Source organism: Microbacterium sp. VKM Ac-2923 (genome assembly GCF_022815605.1).
Lineage (GTDB): Bacteria > Actinomycetota > Actinomycetes > Actinomycetales > Microbacteriaceae > Microbacterium.
Map to the genome: position 1 here is coordinate 529,743 of NZ_JALGRP010000001.1, position 20,600 is coordinate 550,342.

General features: G+C 67.7%; 19 protein-coding genes. 6 read left to right on the plus strand and 13 right to left on the minus strand.

What is annotated here, in order from left to right:
* Nucleotides 1-54 precede the first annotated feature (54 nt).
* Nucleotides 55-1,296 carry an acyl-CoA dehydrogenase family protein gene (locus MT347_RS02430; RefSeq protein ID WP_243497766.1) on the minus strand — a complete coding sequence of 414 codons (1,242 nt, stop codon included), beginning with the start codon at nt 1,294-1,296 and terminating at the stop codon, nt 55-57.
* Between the two features lie 293 nt (nt 1,297-1,589).
* On the opposite strand from MT347_RS02430, the gene MT347_RS02435 reads away from it, so the two are divergent.
* Entirely contained in the window at nt 1,590-2,132 is a 543-nt protein-coding gene (locus MT347_RS02435; RefSeq protein ID WP_243497768.1) for a YbaK/EbsC family protein, read from the plus strand.
* Nucleotides 2,133-2,424: 292 nt separating this feature from the next.
* Here MT347_RS02435 and MT347_RS02440 read toward each other — a convergent pair whose 3' ends face one another.
* Nucleotides 2,425-3,105 (minus strand): TetR/AcrR family transcriptional regulator, encoded by a 681-nt coding sequence (locus MT347_RS02440; RefSeq protein WP_243497770.1) that lies wholly within the window; start codon nt 3,103-3,105, stop codon nt 2,425-2,427.
* A gap of 361 nt (nt 3,106-3,466) precedes the next feature.
* Here MT347_RS02440 and MT347_RS02445 point away from each other — a divergent pair, with 361 nt between their 5' ends.
* Nucleotides 3,467-4,942 carry an FAD-dependent oxidoreductase gene (locus MT347_RS02445; RefSeq protein ID WP_243497772.1) on the plus strand — a complete coding sequence of 492 codons (1,476 nt, stop codon included), beginning with the start codon at nt 3,467-3,469 and terminating at the stop codon, nt 4,940-4,942.
* A 386-nt stretch (nt 4,943-5,328) separates the two neighbouring features.
* On the opposite strand, the gene MT347_RS02450 is transcribed toward MT347_RS02445, so the two are convergent.
* The 8 genes from MT347_RS02450 to MT347_RS02485 all read right to left on the minus strand — a co-directional run bounded on the left by MT347_RS02450 (nt 5,329) and on the right by MT347_RS02485 (nt 16,359).
* Nucleotides 5,329-5,961, minus strand: coding sequence for a LysE family translocator (locus tag MT347_RS02450; protein ID WP_243497780.1), 633 nt, complete (start codon nt 5,959-5,961; stop codon nt 5,329-5,331).
* A gap of 195 nt (nt 5,962-6,156) precedes the next feature.
* Nucleotides 6,157-7,737 (minus strand): FAD-dependent oxidoreductase, encoded by a 1,581-nt coding sequence (locus MT347_RS02455; RefSeq protein ID WP_243497782.1) that lies wholly within the window; start codon nt 7,735-7,737, stop codon nt 6,157-6,159.
* Nucleotides 7,730-9,964, minus strand: a complete 2,235-nt coding sequence (locus MT347_RS02460) for a molybdopterin oxidoreductase family protein (protein ID WP_374206484.1) — start codon at nt 9,962-9,964, stop codon at nt 7,730-7,732. The genes MT347_RS02455 and MT347_RS02460 overlap by 8 nt, the downstream gene beginning before the upstream one ends.
* 5 nt (nt 9,965-9,969) lie before the next feature.
* The gene (locus tag MT347_RS02465; protein ID WP_243497786.1) at nt 9,970-11,370 is read right to left on the minus strand and encodes an MFS transporter; all 1,401 of its coding nucleotides are present in this window, start codon (nt 11,368-11,370) and stop codon (nt 9,970-9,972) included.
* A gap of 167 nt (nt 11,371-11,537) precedes the next feature.
* Nucleotides 11,538-12,530 (minus strand): 5'-nucleotidase, encoded by a 993-nt coding sequence (locus MT347_RS02470; protein ID WP_243497788.1) that lies wholly within the window; start codon nt 12,528-12,530, stop codon nt 11,538-11,540.
* 145 nt (nt 12,531-12,675) lie between these two features.
* On the minus strand, nt 12,676-14,676 hold the full coding sequence (locus MT347_RS02475) for a hypothetical protein (protein WP_243497790.1): 2,001 nt from the start codon (nt 14,674-14,676) through the stop codon (nt 12,676-12,678).
* Nucleotides 14,673-15,257 carry a hypothetical protein gene (locus MT347_RS02480; protein WP_243497792.1) on the minus strand — a complete coding sequence of 195 codons (585 nt, stop codon included), beginning with the start codon at nt 15,255-15,257 and terminating at the stop codon, nt 14,673-14,675. The genes MT347_RS02475 and MT347_RS02480 overlap by 4 nt, the downstream gene beginning before the upstream one ends.
* Before the next feature lie 280 nt (nt 15,258-15,537).
* Complete coding sequence (locus tag MT347_RS02485; RefSeq protein ID WP_243497793.1) at nt 15,538-16,359, minus strand: hypothetical protein; 822 nt, start codon at nt 16,357-16,359, stop codon at nt 15,538-15,540.
* 660 nt (nt 16,360-17,019) lie between these two features.
* Here MT347_RS02485 and MT347_RS02490 point away from each other — a divergent pair.
* The 4 genes from MT347_RS02490 to MT347_RS18060 all read left to right on the plus strand — a co-directional run bounded on the left by MT347_RS02490 (nt 17,020) and on the right by MT347_RS18060 (nt 18,688).
* Complete coding sequence (locus MT347_RS02490) at nt 17,020-17,577, plus strand: helix-turn-helix domain-containing protein (RefSeq protein WP_243497795.1); 558 nt, start codon at nt 17,020-17,022, stop codon at nt 17,575-17,577.
* Nucleotides 17,578-17,580: 3 nt separating this feature from the next.
* Nucleotides 17,581-18,186, plus strand: a complete 606-nt coding sequence (locus MT347_RS02495) for a PIN domain-containing protein (protein ID WP_243497797.1) — start codon at nt 17,581-17,583, stop codon at nt 18,184-18,186.
* Between the two features lie 103 nt (nt 18,187-18,289).
* On the plus strand, nt 18,290-18,547 hold the full coding sequence (locus MT347_RS02500) for a nuclease (protein ID WP_243497799.1): 258 nt from the start codon (nt 18,290-18,292) through the stop codon (nt 18,545-18,547).
* 18 nt (nt 18,548-18,565) lie between these two features.
* Nucleotides 18,566-18,688, plus strand: a complete 123-nt coding sequence (locus tag MT347_RS18060) for a hypothetical protein (protein WP_279390911.1) — start codon at nt 18,566-18,568, stop codon at nt 18,686-18,688.
* A gap of 1 nt (nt 18,689) precedes the next feature.
* Here the strand turns inward: MT347_RS18060 and MT347_RS02505 are convergent, their stop codons facing one another.
* From MT347_RS02505 to MT347_RS02515, 3 genes are all read right to left on the minus strand, one after another.
* A complete protein-coding gene (locus tag MT347_RS02505; protein WP_243497800.1) occupies nt 18,690-19,091 on the minus strand; it encodes an aldehyde dehydrogenase in 402 nt (133 codons plus the stop codon).
* Between the two features lie 153 nt (nt 19,092-19,244).
* On the minus strand, nt 19,245-19,955 hold the full coding sequence (locus MT347_RS02510; RefSeq protein ID WP_243497801.1) for a GAF and ANTAR domain-containing protein: 711 nt from the start codon (nt 19,953-19,955) through the stop codon (nt 19,245-19,247).
* A 29-nt stretch (nt 19,956-19,984) separates the two neighbouring features.
* Nucleotides 19,985-20,566: an ANTAR domain-containing protein gene (locus MT347_RS02515; RefSeq protein WP_243497803.1), complete on the minus strand. Its 582-nt coding sequence runs from the start codon at nt 20,564-20,566 to the stop codon at nt 19,985-19,987.
* Nucleotides 20,567-20,600 lie beyond the last annotated feature (34 nt).

A 20,600-nucleotide genomic window follows, 5' to 3' on the forward strand; every position in this document is an offset into this window, starting at 1 on the left:
CAGCTGCGTGCTCAGCGAGGGTTCCCGCCGGCATACGGCGCACGGCATCCGGGGTCAGACGAACGCACTCATCCCGGTGATGTCGCGGCCCAGGAGGAGCGCCTGGACGCTTTCGGTGCCCTCGTAGGTGTGGATGGCCTCGATGTCGGCCATGTGCTGCATGACGCCGTTCTCGAGCAGGATGCCGTTGCCGCCGAGCAGATCGCGGGCGATCGCCGCCACGCGTCGCGCGGCACGGGTGTTGTGGTACTTCGCGAGTGATGCCTGCGTGGGCCGGAGCCCGCCGCTGGTCTCGAGGTCCGCCAAGCGCCGGCAGTACAGCTGCATGGCGGTGAGCTCGTCGAGCATCTGAGCCAGTCGCTCCTGCACCATCTGGAACGCAGCGAGCGGCTTCCCGAACTGCATGCGCTCGGTGGCATACGTCCGCGCGATCTCATAGCAGGCGGTCGCGTGCCCGAGCGCCGACCACGCGACACCCGACCGCGTGGCGTACAGCACCCGCGAGGCATCCTTGAAGGTGTGCGATCCGGGCAGCACGGCATCCGCGGGAAGACGCAGGTCGTCCAAGGCGATGTGCGCTTGATGGATGCCGCGCAGCGACACCTTTCCAGTGATGACGGTGCCGACGTAGCCCGGGGTGTCCTGTTCGACGAGGAAGCAGCGGACCTTGCCGTGGTCGTCGCCGCCCTCGTTCTCGACGCGGGCCCAGACGAAGGTGATGCCGCCGGACGCGCCGTTGCCGATCCACTTCTTCGTGCCGCTGAGTGACCAGCCCGCGTCGGTGCGGGTCGCGGTCGTCTCGAGCGACACGGAGTCGGAGCCGTGGTCAGGCTCGGTGAGGGCGAAGGCGCCGAGCACCGTGCCGTCGGCCAGGGACCGCAGCCAGCGCTGCTGCTGCTCGGGGGAGCCGAACAGAGCGAGGGTGCGCAGGGCGAGGCCGCCCTGCACGGCGAGGGCAGTCGCGAGCGAGCCGTCGTGCCGCGACACCTCCATGTTGACGAGACCGGCCGCCAGCGGCGACGTGTGCGGGAGGTCGGGATGCTCGATGCCGTCGGTGAAGAGCTCGAGCTCGCCCATGCGTTCGACCAGCTCGACGGGGTAGGTCGCGGCATCCCATTCGCCCTGCATCCGCGTGCCGACCTCATCGACGAATGCCTTGGCGCGGTCCCAGACGGTGCGATCGGCGTCGGGGATGTCGGCGAACACCGCGTAGTAGTCGGTGTCGCGGCGGCCCAGCAGGTCGTAGTGGGCGACGCGCTCTCCGGGGAGCGTGCGGGCATCGGCGTCGATGGTCATGGTCCCCAGTATCGCGCATATTGGGACTGAGTGTCACTGGTGCGGCGAGTTCGGTGGGAGCCGTCGTCGTCGGGTCGGGTGTCCAGGACGCCCGGACGTCGTTGTGGGGTGGCGCGCGGCGTTGGGTGTCCGGGACGCCCGGAGGTTTTCGCGAGGTGGCGCGCGGCGTTGGGTGTCCAGGACACCCGGACGTCTTCGTGGGGCGTCCGGATGTTGTGGACGCTGGCGCAGGGAACGTGAACGGGGTCCGGGGCCGAGGACGACCCGGATGCCGGGCGGGTAGGGTCACGGGCGTGAGCGCGCTGACCTTCCTCCCCGCCGTCGACCATCCCGAGCTCCTCGCCGCGCCCGTCGCCGCCGCGATCGATCGCCTGCCTTCGGACATCGCCGCGCGCATAGAGGTCGCCGAGGTCGACCCAGCCCTGGCCGATACCGCGGCATTCTGCGCGGCCTACGGTCAGAGCCTCGACATCTCGGCCAACTGCCTCGTGGTGCAGGGCACGCGCGGCGCCGACGTCCGCACCGCCGCCTGCCTCGCCCTCGCCACGACCCGCCTCGACGTGAACGGAGCGGTGCGGAAGCTGCTCGACGCGCGGAAAGCCACGTTCGCGCCGATGGACGACGCCGTGTCGCAGACAGGCATGGAGTACGGCGGCATCACACCCTTCGGCATCCCGGACGACTGGCGACTGCTGCTGGACGCCCGCGTTGCTGCTCTGCCGCGGGTCATCGTGGGCGCCGGAATCCGCGGCGCGAAGCTCTTCCTCCCGGGCGAGGTGCTGGCATCCCTTCCCGGGGCCGAGATCGTGGAGGGTTTGGCCAAGCCCGCGGCGTGAGCAGCGCCGAGTGTCCACGACACCCGGACGATATTTCACAACGTCCGGGTGTTACGGACACTCAGCTGGCGAGGGTGACACCGACCGCGCCGGGGCTGCATCGGGCACGTGCCGGCCCGCGTCAGCCGTAGAGGTCCCGCGCGGCCGCGCCGCCGCGGCACGCGTCTGCCGCGCGCCAGTGCCGCCGCCGCACGCGTCAGCCGCGCGCCAGTGCCGCCGCATGCGTCCGCCGCGCGCCGATGCCGCCGCACGCGTCCGCCGCAGAGGTCCCGCGCTGCAGCGGCAGCCCGCGTCAGTCGGGCAGGCTCGCGCGCAGGCGCCGGGTGACTTCGGCCGCGGGCATGCGGCGCGGGAAGGCCGCGACGATCAGGTCGTCGCCCGCGGCGTCGTCGCCGTCGGGGTGCACGCCGTAGCGGCGGAGGGCGTCGTCGAGGGCGCGACGCAGGACGGATGCCGGCACCCGCGCTCCGCGCATCAGCCGGCGCAGCACGTGGTTGTGCACCGCGGTGACGAGGGCGGCGAAGCCGACGGCATCCAGTGGGTCGAGACCGGGGAGTGCGTCGCGCAGGTACTGGTCGAAGAGGCGTTCGTAACGGAAGACCGTGACGATCTCGCGGTCGCGCAGGCCGGGGATCTCGCGCACGATCTTGTATCGGCGTCGTGCGAGCTCAGGGTCGGCGGCGAAGTGGCGGAACACGCGCACCGATGCCTCGCACACGGCCACCCAGGGATCGTCGTGCGGCTGCGAGAGGTAGGCGCGGGTCTCGGCGAGCAGCACCTCGTGGTCGGCGAAGACGACGTCTTCCTTACCGCCGAACTGACGGAAGAACGTCGAGCGCGACACCCCCGCGGCCTGGGCGATCTGCTCCACGGAGGTCTGGTCGTAGCCGTGCGCGACGAAGAGGTCGATCGCCGCGGCCACCACAGCCGTGCGACTCGAGGGGGCGGCGCTGTCGGTCACGATGCCGAGCATATCCGCGGCCCGCGCACGGGGGCCGTGCGGGCGCGCGGTCCGGGTTCCGCGGTCGGGTGGGAGGGACCGGTGGGACGGAGGCGCGGTCGCCCGTCGACGTGGGCGTGGAGGCGGCGCGGCGGCTCGGCGGTGTCCCAGAAACGCTATTCGTGCGCATGAACGCGTTGCCGCGGCGTTTATCGCCACGAACGGCGTTTATCGGCGAGCACATGGCGGCCGGGGCACGACGCGAGGCACGACGCGGGGCGACCGTCCGTGGGTGAACCGCGCGCATCGACCTGCGCGAGACCCCCCGCTAGACGATCCCCCCGGAGGAGGCAACCGGATGCCGCGTCGCCGTCGCCCGCGGTGGGATGGACGCATGACCTCCCCCCTGTGGCACCGAGACCGGACCTCCGTCGCGACCCCGTTCGAGGCGGATGCGCGGCACGATGTCGTCATCGTCGGAGCGGGGATCACCGGCTTGTCGACCGCGGTGATGCTCGCCGAAGCGGGCGTCGATGTCGCCGTCGTCGACGCGGGCGACGTTGGCCAGGGGGCGACCGCGGCGTCGGTGGGAATGGCATCCCTTTTGCAGGGGACGACGCTGGCGGCACTGCGGCGGCATCATCCGGCGGGACTCGTCCGCGCGTACGTCGACGCGAATCGCGCCGGCCAGGAGTGGCTCGCCGCGCGGGCGGGCGGGGCGGCCGACCGCCGCACGGCGTTCACCTTCGGGCGGGGGCTCGCCACTGACGTCGCGCTCGACGCGGTGCGCGACGCGGCCCGTGAGGCCGGTCTGCCCGTTCGCGAAGACGCGCCCGGCGACCTCGGCGGGCACACCCCCGTGCGTGCCCTCGCCCTCGACGACCAGCTCGCACTCGATCCCGTGCTGCTCGCGACCACGCTCGCGCGCGCGGCGGTCGACGCCGGCGCAAAGATCCACACGGGCGTTCGCGTAAGGGATGTGCGGGCGCTGCCGAGCGGTCGCATCGACACCGACCACGGCACCCTCTTCGGCGACACCGTCGTGCTCGCCACCGGCACCCCCCTCACGCGACGCGGTCTCTACGACCTGAAGACGCGCGCCCTGCGCTCGTGGGCGATCGCCTTCGAGATGGAGGGGGATGCCGAGACCCCGGGCGGTATGTGGAGCGAGGTCGGCGCCGGCGGACGCAGCGTCGTGGCGGCGCCGTCGTCGTTCGGGCGTTCCGTGCTCATCGTCACGGGGGCGCGGCATCCGGTGGGCTCGGCTCGGTCGGAGGTCGCGCTCGCCGAGGAGTTGGCCGCGTGGGCGCGGCGGACGCTCCCCGTCGGCGCCGAGATCGCGCGGTGGTCTGGCCAGGACTATCAGTCGCACAACCTGGTGCCGTTCGTCGGAGGGATGCCGCGCGGCCTCGGCCGTCTGCGCTTCGCCACGGGATACGCGGGGTGGGGTCTGGCCAACGGCCCGGCGGCCGCGATGCGCCTCACGGACGAGATCCGCGGCGTTTCGCGCGGTGCTCGGCCGCGGTGGATGCGCACGATCGGAACGCGCATGACCGTGCCCGCCGACCTCGGCCGGGGGATCGGGGAAGCGAGCCGACGGGTCGGAGTGGCGGCGGGGGCGCTGTCCGCGGCCGTTCCGGCGCCGGCGAAGCGTCCGGCGGAGGGCGCGGGCGTCGTGGCTCGGCAGGGGCTGCGCACCGCCGCCGTGTCGACCATCGACGGCCGGACCCGCGTCGTCGTCGCCCCGGCTCCGCTCACCTGGAATGACGCCGAACGCTCCTGGGACAGCCCGGTCGACGGCTCGCGCTACGCACCCGACGGCTTGCGGCTCGAGGGCGCGGCCTCGGCGGATCTCCCGTCGGCGGGCTGAGGGACGGGATGCCGCGGCGTGCTGTGCAGCCGACGGAAGCATCGGGCTGAGGCACGGGATATCGCGGCGCGGTGCGGTGGCGTCGGCGGTGGCGGGTCGAGGGACGGTATGCCGCGGCGTGCTGCGGCGGCGTCGGTGGTGGCGGGTGGAGGGACGGGATCCGCGGCGTGTTGTCGGTCGTCGGAAGCGGCGGGCTGGATCGGTATGCCGCGGCGTGCTGCGTCGGATGGCTGAGGGTCGGGATGCCGCGGCGCGCTTGTGGCATCGTCGAGGGTGGCGGGCGCAGGCCGCGAGACGGCGTCTGACGAGACTGCTGCAGCCGGCAGCTGAAATGTCACCGAGACGCAGTCTCGGCCGGGTCCGCCGTCGGAGCGCCGCCGCCCGCCTCAGCTCTTCGCGCCGGTGAACGCGAGCGCGCCGCCGAGACCGATCATCATGACGCCGCCCGTCGCGGAGAGCGTCGAGATGCGCTTCGGCGAGCGGGCGAACCACGTGCGGGCCGTGCCCGCGGCGAGTGCCCACACGCTGTCGCAGGTCAGCGCGAGCACCTGGAAGATGAGGCCCAGCACGAGCAGCTGCATCCACACCGCCCCCGCGCGCGGGTCGACGAACTGCGGCAGCACGGCGACGAAGAAGGCGATGGTCTTGGGGTTCGTGACGCCCACGATGAAGCCCTGGCGAAGGAGCGTCCACGACGACGCGGGGGCGGTCGCGGCCCCGGCGACGTGCGCGTGGCGATGGCGGATCGCCTGGATGCCGAGCCACACGAGGTAGATCGCGCCGACGATCTTCAGCACGGTGAAGGCGACGACGGAGGATGCCACGATCGCGCCGACCCCGAACGCGACGGCGAGGACCGCGGGCACGGTGCCGAGGGCGTTGCCGACGACGCTGAGCACACCCGCGCGGCGGCCGAGGGCGATCGACCGACCGATGACGAACAGCACGCTGGGACCCGGGATGACGATGATGACGACCGACGCGGCGACGAAGGCTGCGAGGTGCTCGATCGGAGGCATGCGTGCAGCGTACTGCCCTCGCGTTTCACGAAGTTCCCGCGCCTCGAGCCCGCCCGCGCGGTGCGCTCCGGCGCGTACTCCGCGTGAGGGGTCAAAAATTGTCGCCTAGCGGCCTCGCTGAGCGACAAGAATTGACCTCTCACGCGCCTGCTCGACCCCCACGCGCATGGCTGACCTCGCGCGCCTGCCCGACCCTCAGGCCGGCACGGCCTCCCGCGCGAGCAGCTCGCTGATTCGCCCGACGCAGCCGCCGCAGCCGGTGCCGGCGCGGGTCGACGCCTTCACGCACGCCACGGTGGGTTCCCCGGCGGCGACAGCCTCGCGGATCGCGCCCGCGCTCACGCCGTTGCACCAGCACACCGTGGCATCCGCGGCGAACGGGTCGGCCACGACGGCCATCCCGGTGTCGGGGGCGTCGAGCCGCAGCAACGACGAGCGGTCGGCGGGCAGCTCGGAGCCCCGCTCGAACAGAAGGGTCAGCTCCGCGCCGGTGCGCGGCATCCCGACCGCGACGAAGCCGGTCAGCACCCCGTCGACCGTGACGAGCTTGACGTATGCCCCGCGGGCAGGGTCGGCCCAGAGCGTGACCTGGGGGCCGTGGCATCCGGGGGCGTGGGAGAAGGGGTCGGCGTCGACCGCGCCTCCGGCGACGACGTCGATGCCCTCGGCCTTCAGCATCACGACCCCGGGGCGTTCGACGGGCGCCGGCACGGCTGCCCCGGCAGAGGACACCCCCGACGACAGCAGCGCCGCCAGCCGGTCGGCCTGCCGCCAGCCCGGGCCGATGAGCCCGCTCGGGCCTCCCGGCACACGGCCGTCGGCGCCGGCGTCGGCCGGATCGGCGACGTGGGCGCAGTCGCCGATGGCGAAGACGTGCGGGTCGGTCCACGAGCGCGATGCCCCGTCGACCAGCACACCGCTCGAGATGGCGAGACCGGCGAGGGATGCCACCTCGGTGCGTGCCGCGACCCCGCACGACAGTACGAGCAGGTCGCCCGCGAGCACCTTGCCGTCGGCGCAGACGAGGCCGTCGAACCACGCCTGACCGTGGTCGTCGTAGCGCTGCACGATGCTCTCCGCGCGGGCGTGGTGCATCATCTCGACGCCGACGGTCGTGGCGGCGGCGGCGAGCACGCGTCCGCCGTTCTCGTCGAGCGTGCGGTTCATCGGGGCGGCGGAGTGGTACGCCACCATCACCTCGGCGCCGGCTTCGGCGGCGGCCAGCGCCAGCTCCATGCCGAGCACCCCCGCGCCGAGCACGACGATGCGCTGACCGGCCGACACCGCTGCGCGCACGTGCTCCGCGTCGGCGAGATCTCGGAGCGCCACGACCCCGCGGGGGAGCGGCGCCGAACCGTGGTCGAGCTGGTCGGGAACCCCCGGCCGCGCCGCGCGGTGCCGCTGCGCCCGCTCGAGACCGGCGAGGGTGGGAACGTTCGCGCGCGCCCCGGTCGCGAGTACGAGCCGGTCATAGGGGATCCGGATGCCGTCGTGCAGCCGCACGACCCGACGGTCGCGGTCGACGCCGACCACCGTCATCCCGAGCACGAACCGCACGCCGGCTTCTTCGGCGACGAGACGGTCGCCCATGTCGAGGCCGTCGCGGTCGGCCCGGCCGACGGCGTACTCGGCGAGCAGCACGCGGTTGTAGACGTCGTGCGTCTCGGCGCCGATGACCGTCAGGTCGATGCGCCCATCGCGCACCGCGGGCAGGAGTCCCTCGATCAGCCGTGCCCCGACGGGGCCGTAACCCACCAGCACCACACGCTCAGACATGGATCTCCTCTTCGGCGGTGCTCGGCTGGTCGAACGTTTCACTCGCTCGGACGGAACCTGCGGACGTGGATGCCGCGGGCGAGGCCCCCGGGAGCCCCGACGCGACGACGGGCCCGACCCCCGGATGCTCCGACACCACCACGGGCCCGTGTTCCGTGGCTGCGACGGCGGGCACAGCGGCATCCGGAGCCACCCGCACCCGCGTGCGCTTGAACTCCGGCATGGCCGACGTCGGGTCGACGATCGCCTCGGTGAGGCGGTTGGCGCACTCGTCGCCGGCGTAGTGGAACGGCAGGAACACGGTGTCGTGGCGGATGTCGGTCGTCACGCTCGCCCGCGCCCGCACGGTGCCGCGCTCGTTCGACACGGCGACGAGCGCACCTTCGCGGATGCCGAGGCGAGAGGCCGTCGCCGGGTGGATCTCGAGCCGCGCCTCGGGGCGGGCGCTGTTCAGCTCAGCGACGCGGCGGGTCTGGGTGCCCGACTGGTACTGCTGCAGATAGCGGCCGGTGACGAGGGTGAGGTCGCCGCCGCGGTCGGTGGGCGCCGGGGGAGTGGCATCGACCGGTACGAGCTTGGCGCGCCCATCGGCGTGGGCGAAACGTCGGGTGAACGGACGCGGGGTGCTTTCTGAGCGGTACGGCCAGTACGCCTCGATGCCGGTGTCGAGCAGGGCGTGCGACAGGCCAGAGTAATCGGCGATGCCGCCCTCCGACGCGCGGGCGAGCTCGTCGAACACTTCTGAAGGATCGATCGACCAGGTGGATGCCGCGCCCAGGCGCCGCGCGATCTCGGCCATGATCCACAGCTCGCTGCGGGTGCCGTCGGGCCCGGGCAGAGCCTGGCGGCGGCGGATGACCCGGCCCTCGAGCGAGGTCATGGTGCCCTCCTCCTCGGCCCACTGCAGCACGGGCAGCACGATGTCGGCCAGAGCGGCGGTCTCGGAGAGGAAGAAGTCGCAGACGATGAGGGTGTCGAGCGCCGCGAGGTTCGCGCGCACGGCTTCGACGTCCGGCGCCGAAACGACGACGTTGGAGCCGGCGACCAGCAGGGTCTTCACCGGGCCGCCGAGTTCTGCGAGGAGCGCGGTGGCCGGGATGCCGGCATCCGGAAGCTCGTCCGGGTTGACGCCCCAGACGCCCGCGACGTGCCGACGCGCCTCGGGGTCGCGGATCGAGCGGTAACCGGGCAGCTGGTCGGCCTTCTGGCCGTGCTCGCGTCCGCCCTGGCCGTTGCCCTGTCCGGTGAGGGTGCCGTAGCCCGAGCCCTCGCGGCCGACGAGGCCGAGCACGAGGGCGAGGTTGATCGCGGCGGTCGCGGTCGCGGTGCCGTCGACGTGTTGTTCGACGCCGCGTCCGGTGAGGATGTACGCGCGGCCCGCGGCGAGGCGGCGGGCGGTGGCCTTGAGGTCGGCAACCGGGACGCCGGTCGTCGCGGAGGTCCGCTCCGGCCACCACTGCGCGACGCTGCGCCGTAGGGCATCGAAGCCGTTCGTCCGGTCCTCTATATAGGCGCGGTCCGCGAGGCCTTCGGAGAGGGCGATGTGCGTGAGGCCGAGCAGCAGCGGAAGATCGGTGCCGGGGGCCGCCTGCAGGTGGGTGCCGGCGCTGTCTTCGGTGAGGCGCGCGGTGGCCGAGCGACGCGGGTCGACGACGATCAGGCCGCCGGCGGCGCGGGCTCCGGCGAGGTGCGCGAGGAACGGCGGCATGGTCGCGGCGACGTTCGAGCCGAGCAGCAGGATGGTCTCGGCGTCATCGAGGTCGGTGACGGGGAAGGGCAGGCCTCGGTCCATGCCGAACGCCCGATTGGATGCCGCGGCCGCCGACGACATGCAGAACCGGCCGTTGTAGTCGATGCGCGAGGTGCCGAGGGCGACGCGGGCGAACTTGCCGAGCTGGTAGGCCTTCTCGTTGGTGAGTCCGCCGCCGCCGAAGATGGCGTTGGCGTCGGGTCCGTGCGCGGCCTTCGTGTTGCGGAACGCCGCGGCGACGGCATCCAGAGCGTCGTTCCAGGTGGTCTCGGCGAGGGTGCCGTCGGAGCGCCGCATCAGCGGCATCCGGAGTCGGTGGGGGGATGCCAGGAGCTCCGCCGACGTCCAGCCCTTGGCACAGAGCCCTCCCCGGTTGGTGGGGAAGTCGCGGCCGGCGACCGTGGTCTCACCCTCGTGGGTGACGGTCATGGCGCACTGCAGCGCGCAGTAGGGGCAGTGGGTGTCGGCGGAGCTCATGGTCATCAGATCCGGGTGCCGGTCTTCTTCGCCATCCGCAGGTAGACGCCGGCGGTGAGGGCGAGGAAGGCGACGTAGGCCAGGGCGAACCAGCCGAGGGCCGGGGTGTACGAGCCGAACGTCGTCTTCGAGAAGCCGAGCAGCTGCGGGATGAAGAACCCGCCGTACGCTCCGATCGCCGAGACGAGGCCGAGGGCGGCGGCGGCCTTGCGCTGCGCGCCGATGCCGTTGTTGGAGCGGAGGGCGAAGATCGTCGGAATCATGCGGTACGTCGCACCGTTGCCCATGCCGGCGGCGGCGAACAGCACCAGGAAGCAGAGCAGGAAGACCGCGAAGTTCTGCATCGGCAGGGTCAGGATGACGCCCAGGATGCCGAGACCCATCACCGTGAACGCGCCCATCGTGATGACGGTACCGCCGAAGCGGTCGGCGAGCTTGCCGCCGTAGGGGCGGGCGAGCGACCCGACGAGGGCACCCAGGAAGGCGAGGGTGACGGTGGCGGTGCCGATCGCGATCCCCTTGAAGTCGGGGAACGTGTCGGCGAGCAGCTTCGGGAAGACGCCGGCGAAGCCGATGAACGAGCCGAAGGTGCCGATGTAGAGGACGGCCATGATCCACAGGTGCGGCTCTTTCAGAGCGGCGAGGGATGCCGTGATGTCGGCCTTCGCGCTGGAGAGGTTGTCCATGCGGAAGTACGCGCCGACCATGGCGACGATGATGAGCGGCACCCAGATGAGACCCGCGAGCGGCAGGTTGAGGGTGGCGGCGGCGCCGACGGTGATGACGATCGGCACGACGAACTGCGCGACCGAGGCGCCGAGGTTGCCGCCGGCGGCGTTGAGTCCGAGCGCGTACCCCTTCTGGGCCGCGGGGTAGAAGAACGTGATGTTCGCCATCGAGCTGGCGAAGTTGCCGCCACCGAAGCCGGCGAACGCGGCGATCAGGAGCAGGATGCCGAACGGAGTTGCGGGGTTCGATACCGCGATGGCGAGGCCGATGCTCGGGATGAGCAGGAGTCCTGCGGAGACGATCGTCCAGTTGCGGCCGCCGAAGCGCGGAACCATGAACGTATAGGGAATGCGCAGCGTCGCGCCGACGAGGCTCGGCATCGAGATCAGCCAGAAGATCTCACCGGTCGAGAGCTGGAAGCCCGCCGCGGGCAGCGACACGACGACGACCGACCACAGCTGCCAGACGACGAACCCGAGGAACTCGGCGAAGATCGACCACCGCAGGTTGCGGGAGGCGATGGCCTTGCCCTCTTTCGCCCACTGAGTGGCGTTCTCGGGGTTCCAGTTGTCGATCCAACGGCCGGGGCGGTGGACGAGCTCGGCGCTCTGTGTGCCTGCAGTCGTTGCGGCGGGCGGCGCCGCTGCGGCTTCGGGGCGCGGGTCGGTGACGGTCACGGGTTCCTCCGGAAGGCGATGTGGGGAGGTGCAGCGCCCCGCATGGGTGGGGCGTGGTCGCCAGCGTAGGGAGGAGGGGTTTCCCGGGACCGCGTGCCCGGGGGCGGGGAGGTAACGGTTGTTTCACCCGCGGCGGGGGAGGGGGAGAGGGGGAGTTTACGTGGGCGTTACATGTCGTGGTTCGGGGCTACGTCCTCCGCATCATTCTCATCTGGGGAAGCTACCGACTGATTCAGCAGGCCAAAGGGGACGTGAACGCTTGGTACATCGTTCTGGGCAGCGTCCAGATGAGTGCGCTGATCCTCGAAGAAAATGTGCGGGCGTAGCACACGGAGAACTTTGGCCTTCTCGATGCCTCCAAGGAAGAACGCATCATTCACGCGTAGCCCGTGCGCTCGCAGCGACCGGATCACTCGCTCGTGAGAAGGCGCGTTTCGGGCTGTGACGATCGCGACGTGCACGCGCCTGTTGTAGGTGCGATCGGCGATTACAAGTGACTCCTCAATATCTTGAATTCGGTTGATGTCCCGAAGAAGCTTTGCGAGGCGGCCCTCTCCGATCGGGACCTCGACGTTATCCACCTCGTGGGAATGGAAGGCGGCCAACCCTAACGCCTGCATCACCTGCTCTGATGAATCGTCCGCGATGACGCCGTCGAAGTCGAAGGCGATGCGAAGGTCGCCAGACCCCGTCGCACCGGCTGTCGCACTCGCCGCAGGGGTCCCGATCACCTGGCCAGCGGCGAACCCCAATTCGAGCGCCTCGCGCACGTCTTGCTCATTCGCCGACAGGAACAAGGACATGTCGAGTGCTTCCATGAACCTGTGCGGAGAGCGGCCCTGCATGAATATAGCTCGCGTGATCGGGAGCCGATGCGCTTCTATCGACTTCATCACCCTAAGGCCAGTCTCCGGGTCGTTCCTTGACAGAACGATGACTTCAACAAGCGGCTTCTCTGCATCCAGATCATTTAACGATAAAAGTCGCTGGATGAACGGAAACGCTACACCCGGCCGAAGTGTGTCGTTCAGATGTTCTTCTTGGTACTCTCTGTACCCATCCTCGCCGAGGTCCACGAACACGGCGTGCGACTCTTCGAGGTTGAATAGCGCACTGGAAGCGACGCCGATGACCAGCATCTTCTTGAGGTCGTATGGCACGGCGGATCCTCTCAGATCAATCATATTTGCGAAGCTTGCCGGAGCAGCCTCGATCTGCATACTAGATCACAACGAGAATCGGGTCACCCAAGCGGTGAGGACGGATCCCCTGCTGCCAGCAAGACGGGCCTGCTGAATGGCTTTGCTAATCGTTCTGCAGCAAGCCAGATGCGGTCTGTGGCTCGAAGGAGGGAGAATCTCCGGCAGTAGTGCCCGAGTTGCGTCGACGACGATTGGGATAACCCGCCCACATCTTGGCAAATTCGCCGGCAAAGCGACGGGTAAACCTCAACACCTCATTCGGGTCACCGAAGCTGGCGGAGGTCATAAGGTGCTGCGGATGCTTCAGTCCGGGCAGTCCCATCCAGTCCAAAGTTGTCGGGCGGGTGAACGTGTGTTCGTAGCTCCTGGGTCCGACGAAGTCATGGCGAGACTGACCCCACTCGTCCCTACGAACCGCGGAGGGGATGTACAGCAGCCTGGCGAACCCAAGATTCTCGATTCGAGTCACGCTGGAACGAGTAGCTTCGAGTGCCTTCTCAACCCGCGAGATGTCGCGAGCTGTGCGTCGATAGTGCGCGTAATCGTTTCGCACCGCATGAACTTCGGCATTAGACATCGCGGACGAGATTGCGCGCAATCCGTCGATAATCCGGTCTTGGCTAGGACGCGATAGGTCTAGGAATGGGAGAGTCGACCTCAGAGCGAATCTCTTGAGTTCGGTCTTCCCGTCGTACAGGGGCATCTCAGATTGTTTGCGGGAATAGGGCGTTGGATCCTGCCTACATTCGTCGAGTCGACGTGCGAGGGCATTGAATCCGTCAATAAGGTTTCGGAGCTCAACCTTCTCGCTTGGGAAATCGGGAGCGAATGACGATGCCGCCGGCCCTTTCGCGTAGGCGCTCTGCAAGAGGGTTAGCCCGTCTCTGCGATCGTCCTCGTCGTCGTAGGGGAAAGGAAACGAACTTTGTACATGGTCTGACAAAAGCGCCCACGATGTGAAGGCTAAAGAGTTGATGAGTATCCCCTCCAGCTCTGCGAAGTATGGTGCGGCAGCCTCAATGAATCGCTCCGAGCTGCCGAATGCAGAGGATTGTGTCAGAGCCCACAGTCTCTCGTGTCTTCTCCAGAAATCTGCGTGCGGATCGTCATCCGGGTGAGGCGGGAAGCCAAGCTTCCACAAGAGGGCATCAACTAGCTGGGCGTCCGTGAGGTCATCCCCGCTCTCTACCCCGACTTCATGACAGGCCGTGATCATGTTGGTCTTGCGAGCTAGGACGAGACGCTCCAACGATTCTTTTGGTGACCTCGTATGAAAGAAGTGCTCGAGACGCTCGTCCAGATCGTCGATGTCAATGCCCCGAAGTTGCCACTCCAGCTCCTGAACGTCGGCGCCGGCTTCTCGAACATAAAGCTGATTAAGCAGGCGCCGTTGACGCAGCAACGCCAACCCGAGGTCGTCGGCAACGAAACGCACCCCGTAGTGCCCGAGTTCCGCTCGCAGTGAAAAGGCTCCCGACCTGCTGTTGGCTACAACTGTCTTCCTGACGTCCCCCAGGGGCACCTTGATAACCCCGTGATGCACCAATCGGTCGATGGCGGCCGCCACGGCGTCCTCTTCTGCCAGAAGGGTCACCTGAAGTAGCTGCGCTCGGGAAAGTCCCGCGACCATGTCCCGTGCGGGACCAACGGCGACCAGTCCCGCAACGGCCGTGCGCAGCGTGCCCCTGGTGGTGTCCAACAGCTCGCAGACAAGATCGGCCAGCTCCGGGTCGGTAAGCACATCCCCAAGTAGGGGGAGTAGAACGCCTGCTCGTTTGTCTCCGTAGAAGGAAGCTGTGAGACCACTCAAGTCGTCCGCAAGCTCCCACCAATCGCTGACCTCCGAGCCAGAAGATTGCAAGACGGAGTGCAGCTTTCCGCGATCGCGGTTGATCGGTGCGTCCTGCGAGGTTTGGAGAACGACAGGATGGAGAGTCGGACAGCTGGCAACGGCGCAGTGGTACGCGGCCACTCTCTTCGAGGCAGTGATCTTGCGCGAGGTGTGGCTTTCTCGAAGGCCAAACGGGCCTACAGTATATCGCCCGTATTGAAACACCCCTGATGGGAGAGCGCTGAGGAGCTTTTGAGTTTCGTCGACGGTCAAGAAATCTTTTCACTGTCGTGCTGTGCAGCGAAAGCGTCGTAAAGCGAGCGACCCAAGATGAATGGAAATTTCAGCGCACCGTCGACTAGTTCGCCATTTATAGCTGCAGCTATTTCATTGAGATCCGTTGCATTGAGGTCGACGAGGAGGTCCGAGTGGCCGAGGGTCAGGGCGCACATGAGGCGTCCGTCCTTTGCGTTCACCTTCTCCTTGCGAGTCAACTTGTCCAGAACAACTTGACCCGCTTCGGAGAGTTTTATTGCGTCGTTCAGACGATCAGGAACGACGTAGCTGTCATCGATAATGCAGTCGCCGAGCAAATCCATAAGGTCGGCAAAGTCGACGAAAGTTCGCCTCCATTCAGTATCAACGTATTCGGTCTTTAGTTGTTCAACAGTGCGCGCGTTCATGGTTCCCCCCAGGGTGTTCGACCGCATGCTCATGGTAGTCATTCCCACCGCGAGCAGCACGCACATTATCCGCGGCAACTCCTGCTCGACCTTGCCCCCGTCGGGTGAGCGTGTCGGCGGCCGCGAGTGAAGCGTACTCGGGAAGACATCGAGGCCATCATTGGCTCGCACTTCATGACCATGTCGTCGTAGGCCATCGCGCAGTAGCGGCACATCTCGTCCGTGTCGATGTGCGCGCTGCGTTTGGCGGCGCGGGCCTTGCCTATGGTCACGCAGGCGGTCGCCACACCGCGCTTCGCGTCCTTGTTTATCCCGGCTGAACGCATTGTCAGTGCATTGTCGCCTGATCCTTCGACACCTTCATCGACATCAGAGCGTCGCCTGCCGCCATCTAGCTCCGTGCATCACGTCGTCGCTGGCGCACATCGCCGCTAGGGAACCGAACGATTGCTCATTGAGTCCGCGTAGATAGTGCCTGAACGTGTGTGGGAGCGAGGAACCACTCGGGGGAAAGCTCCGGTGCTCGTGCAGCTTGCACCGTGACCTGCGCTGCAGTGGGCGACCCCTTGATCTTCAACCACGCTGCGGCGATGTGCCCCTCCCGCTCCAGGTGCTGGATGGTCGGGAGGTAGTGGGGGCTCGTCGTGGCCGTGAGCGAACCTACGGAGCGGCCGTCGACGCGCACTTCCACCGTTTGCTTGACGACTCCCCGGGTGCTCGTCGTTTCGACACGATGAAGGGTCCCGATCGCAATGCTTTCGGAGCCGGGGTTGACGTGCGGGGCGATCGCCTCGAGGTGATTCTCTTCGCCCGTCACCTGCACGGCGTTCCCCCACGGGAGCAGAGAGTAGGAGATGGTCGGCGGCTCGTTGACCGGGTATAACAGGTGAGGCTCGTTCAGAGCCAAAGACACTCGGGCGTGCACTTTGGTGGGTCCGTCCCAACCGCGACGCTCGACCGCCCAGAGCCGAGCTCGGGTCGTGGGGATGTACCCGGCTGCCTCTACTTTGCTGATCGCGGAGTGATATCGGTCAGCGTCGTCTCGCGCGAGATAGCCGACGTGCGAACCGTCGATGACGACCATGATGGCCCGACGGTGGTAGCGGTTCTGTGGTTCCGTTCGCAGGCTGGCGGAGACATCGGGGATCTCGACCTCCTGATCCACGCGAAGGGCCCGACCGGTTATCGACTTCACCACGGCAGCGATCTCCGACGTCCGTGCGAATTCCCCTTCGACCTCAGTCGACTTGTACTTGTCGCTGCCGAGCAGCACGTACGGCGAGAGGCTTGTCCGATGTGGAGCCGCGGGCGGAGGGGGAGCCTGAGATGCGGGCGCGGGGGTGTGGACCGCTGTCCGGCTGGTGGCATCCGCCTCGGATGCTGCGGCCGCCCGAGCCTCGGCGCGGGTCGCATACTCGCCCCGCCCGGGGCTGCTGGCCTCCGGGCGAGACGCAGGTTGGCGGTCGGGGCGCGTGGACTCGACGGGAGCCGGAGAGATGACCGGGGCGACAGCTGTCCGAGGATCAATCTTGCCGCCCGGGTGGGGTGACGAGGTGCGCGAACGGCGACGAAGGATCACCGACCACACAATGGCGCCAATAGTGATGATCGGAGCGAGGAGTATGCCAGCCAGCAACCACCCTGCAGCGGGAGTGAAGCGAGCCGGTGTCTCCGTCGTCTGGCTAGCGTCCACGCCCACCAGAATCAGGAGCACGACGATCGCTACGGCATGAATCGCCGCCATGATGAGGAGCGGTGTTCGTGGTCGCATCGATGTTCTCGCCATTGGGATGGTCACCCTTCAACTTCTGGATACTTGAGGCCTCAATCGTCGGCGCCGTACCGCAGGCGCTCGGGTGATAGTACAAGCGAGATGGTGTCGCCTCCATCGCCGTCGAGGCGGAAGCCCTGTGAAACAGGTATCAACTCACGCATGAGCGAATTGAACGATTTGGGCGGTTTGTGCGTTTTGGGTGATAATGGCGTCATGACCCCCCACGCACGATCGTCCCGTCAGACGCAGGTCGTCGAACCACCGCACGATCTCGACGAGATGATGCAGCTGGCGAATTTTTTGGAGCACCATTCCGCTCCGGCCGTGCTGCTGGGCCCGGATGGTGAGCAGGTTCCTCTGCCCCTGCCGGCATACGAGGCGCTCAAGCAAGTTGTTGCGGCAATGGAGCGGGGCGCGTCTATCAGTCTCGAACCGATCGATCGCCAGCTCACTACCCAACAGGCGGCAGCACTTCTGGGAATCAGCCGAAACACTCTCGTGAGACTCCTGGACGAACACGAACTTCCGTTCGAGCGTCTCGGCGAGTCTCGGCATCGCCGGCTCAGGCTCCACGACGTTCTCGCATACCGCGATCGCAAGCGAGAAGAGCGGCGGAGCCGTCTTGACGAGATGACCCGTCAGGCGAACGACGACGGCCTGTACGACGCCGACGCATCGACCTACGCAGAGGCGTTGCGTCGCGCGCGGAGTCAGTGACTCGTGAGCAGCTTCACGGCGTTCCTCGATGCGTGCGTGCTCGTACCCATCGCGCCCTGTGACACCCTTCTGCGCATGGCCGATTGCGGTGCATTCCGGCCGCTCTGGTCGGAGAGGGTGGAAGAGGAGGCTCTGCGAGCGCTGTGCGAGATTCATCCGGACATTGATCCCAGTCGGTTCCACAGCCGATTCCGAAGCATGAACGAGGCGTTCGAAGACGCGCGTGTCACGGGGTGGGAAACGCTCGTCGAAGGACTCGAGCTGCCCGACCCGAACGACCGTCATGTTCTTGCTGCCGCGATCCGCGGGAGGGCGGATGTCATTGTGACCGAGAACGTGCGCGACTTTCCCGCGTCCGCGCTCTCGCCACTCGGACTTGAAGCCGTGCGCCTCGACGAGTTCCTCCTGACGCAGTTCGATCTGGGCGTTCCGGCTACGGTTCAGATCGTCCACGACCAGGCACGGGCAATGGGGCGACCACCGGTGACGGCAGAACAGTTGCTGGGGCGGCTTGCGCGCAGTGGGGCACCTCGGTTCGCTCACGCGGTCGAGGCCGCGCTGTCTTCTCCACAAGTCTCGGATCAAGACCTGGAGGACTCCGGGCGCTAGGGATCGAAACGTCTGGTGTTACGCCCCACTACGCCCGAGATCGCCCGCCCCCGCGGCATCCCGTAGCTTCATCTCACCAACCCCTCCGAAGGCAGGTGAAGCCATGTCCCGCACGATCTCGTCGACAGTCCACCCGATCCAGCGCTGCATGGCAGCCTCGAACCCTTCCGCGTGGTGGGACGGCCTCGTGATCGCCGCCGACGGCGCGTCGGTGACCGTCGCTCTGCTGAACGGCGCGACAACGGAACTGCGGATCGTCGGCCCGGCCGTCGACATCGCGTTGGGGGAGCCGGTGGCTTTTCACCCGGTCGCAGAACTGCTCAGCGCGTCAGCGATTCTGACCACCGCACGCGCGGCCTGATTTCGGGGCAGAGGCGGAATGACTCAGGACGAGCGAGAGCGTTCTCCCGCCGTCCTGGTCGTCATCCTCGTTGTGGTGGTTCTCGCAGTGATCGTCGTGGTGACGTCCGGAGTGCTTGCGACGGTCTTTGATCCGGCGTGAGTCAGGCGCTCATCGAGGCCATCATGGCCTCGCACTTCATGACCATGTCGTCGCAGGCCATCGCGCAGTAGCGGCACATCTCATCCATGTCGGCGTGCGCGCGACATTCGGCGGCGCAGGCCTTGCCCATGGTCATGCAGGCGGTCATCATGGCGCTCATCACGTCCATGTTCATCCCCGCCGGACGCATCATCATGTGCATCGTCGCCTGAGCCATCTCGACCATGTTCGAGCACATCGCGCAGCAGGTCGCCATCTCGGGACCGTGCATCATGTCGCTGCCGGCGCACATCGCCGCGGCCATCGCGCAGGCGTTGAGCGACTGCATGCATTCCTGCATGGCATCCATGTCCATGGTCGTCTCGCCCATGTCCATCGACTTCATCATTGCCATCGTGTCCATTGCTTCTCCCGTGTTCTCGTCGTGACGGAGGGACCGGATGCCGCGGAGGGACTCCGGCGTACCGGCGATGCTACGCCCGCGGGTGCCGCCGGTGACAGAGCTCGCAGGAGGTTGATCAGGTGATCGGGGACGTGCGATTGTGCCCGGGCCCCGTCAGCGGATGGCGTCGGCGATGACGTCGCGGGCGACGTCGGCGAGCTTTCGCTGAGTGCTGCGAGCCTGTTCGCGAAGAAGGCGGAAGGCCTCCTCCATGTCGACGCCGTGCGAGTGAGACAGGACGCCTTTCGCCTGCTCGATCACGACACGGCTGTCGAGAGCGTGCTGCAACTGCGTGCGAGCGATGTCTGATTCTCGGAACGCTCGTTCGTGAAGGATGCCGATCGTGGCGATATCTGCGAGACCTCGCGCCGCGAGGGCGTCTTGCGCGGAGAGTGGGTCGGGGGTGTCGCCGAAGAGGTTCAGCGAACCGATGACCTCTTCGCGGAGGCGAAGGGGGATCGCGTGCATCCACTGATACCCCAACTCACCGACGGCGTCCGCGAACCGCGGCCATCGATCGTGAATCGCGGCGAAGTCGTCGACGGTGACCGGTTGGCCGGAGTGGTACGCATCCAGGCACGGGCCCTGGTCCGCGTTGAGCTGAAGCAGGGAGATGAGCTGGCTGCGTTCGCTCGTCGACGCGACCACCTCCAGGGATCCCTGGGCGTCGGGAAGAAGGATGCCGGCGTCGGCCGCACCGAAGGTCTTCGCGCACCGGCTGACCAACCGGTAGAGAAGGTCGACGACGTCGTAACCGCTGACCAGGGTGTCGGCGAGATCGACGAAAGTGTCGACCAGCTCTTTCTCCCGCGATGTGCTCGTCATGGGTGCAACCTACTTCCGTTCGTTCGCGATCACGTCGAAAAATCGATGTCGCGCGAGATAATCGCCTCCGCCACCTCACGGACCGGCCGGCCCGACGCGAAGGCGTGTGCGCGGATGATGAGCAATGCGTCGTCGGGGGCCACGCGCAACTGGGCGACCACCATCCCGGTCGCTTGATGGACGAATCGTCGGGGGGAAGCGTTCGCGGAAATGTCCTCGTCGAGGGAGTCGAGAGCGGACCTCAGTATCCTCCGACCCGCGGAGTTCGCCAAGACGGCAGCCTCATCGACCTGCTCGACCGACAATGCGTGGGCGCGGGTGGCGTAGAGATTCACGACGCCCACCTCCACCAGGCCCACCACCATCGGAAACGCGTACACCGACGAGATGCTGTGTCGTGTGGCTGTCGCGAGGAACATGGGCCACGCGGCGTCCGCGTCACGTCGCAGGTCGGGAAGCAGCACGGGTGCGGCGGTTGCTCGAGCTCGCCAACACGGCCCCACACCGGAATCGAGCTGCGTCTCGTCGAGCTCAGCGGCGACAGCGTCGCTCGCGCAGATCGTCTCGACTTCGAACGGTGCACCCAGCGATGAAACGGCGACATGTTGCACCGGGAGCGACTTTATGAACCCCGGGCATAAAGAC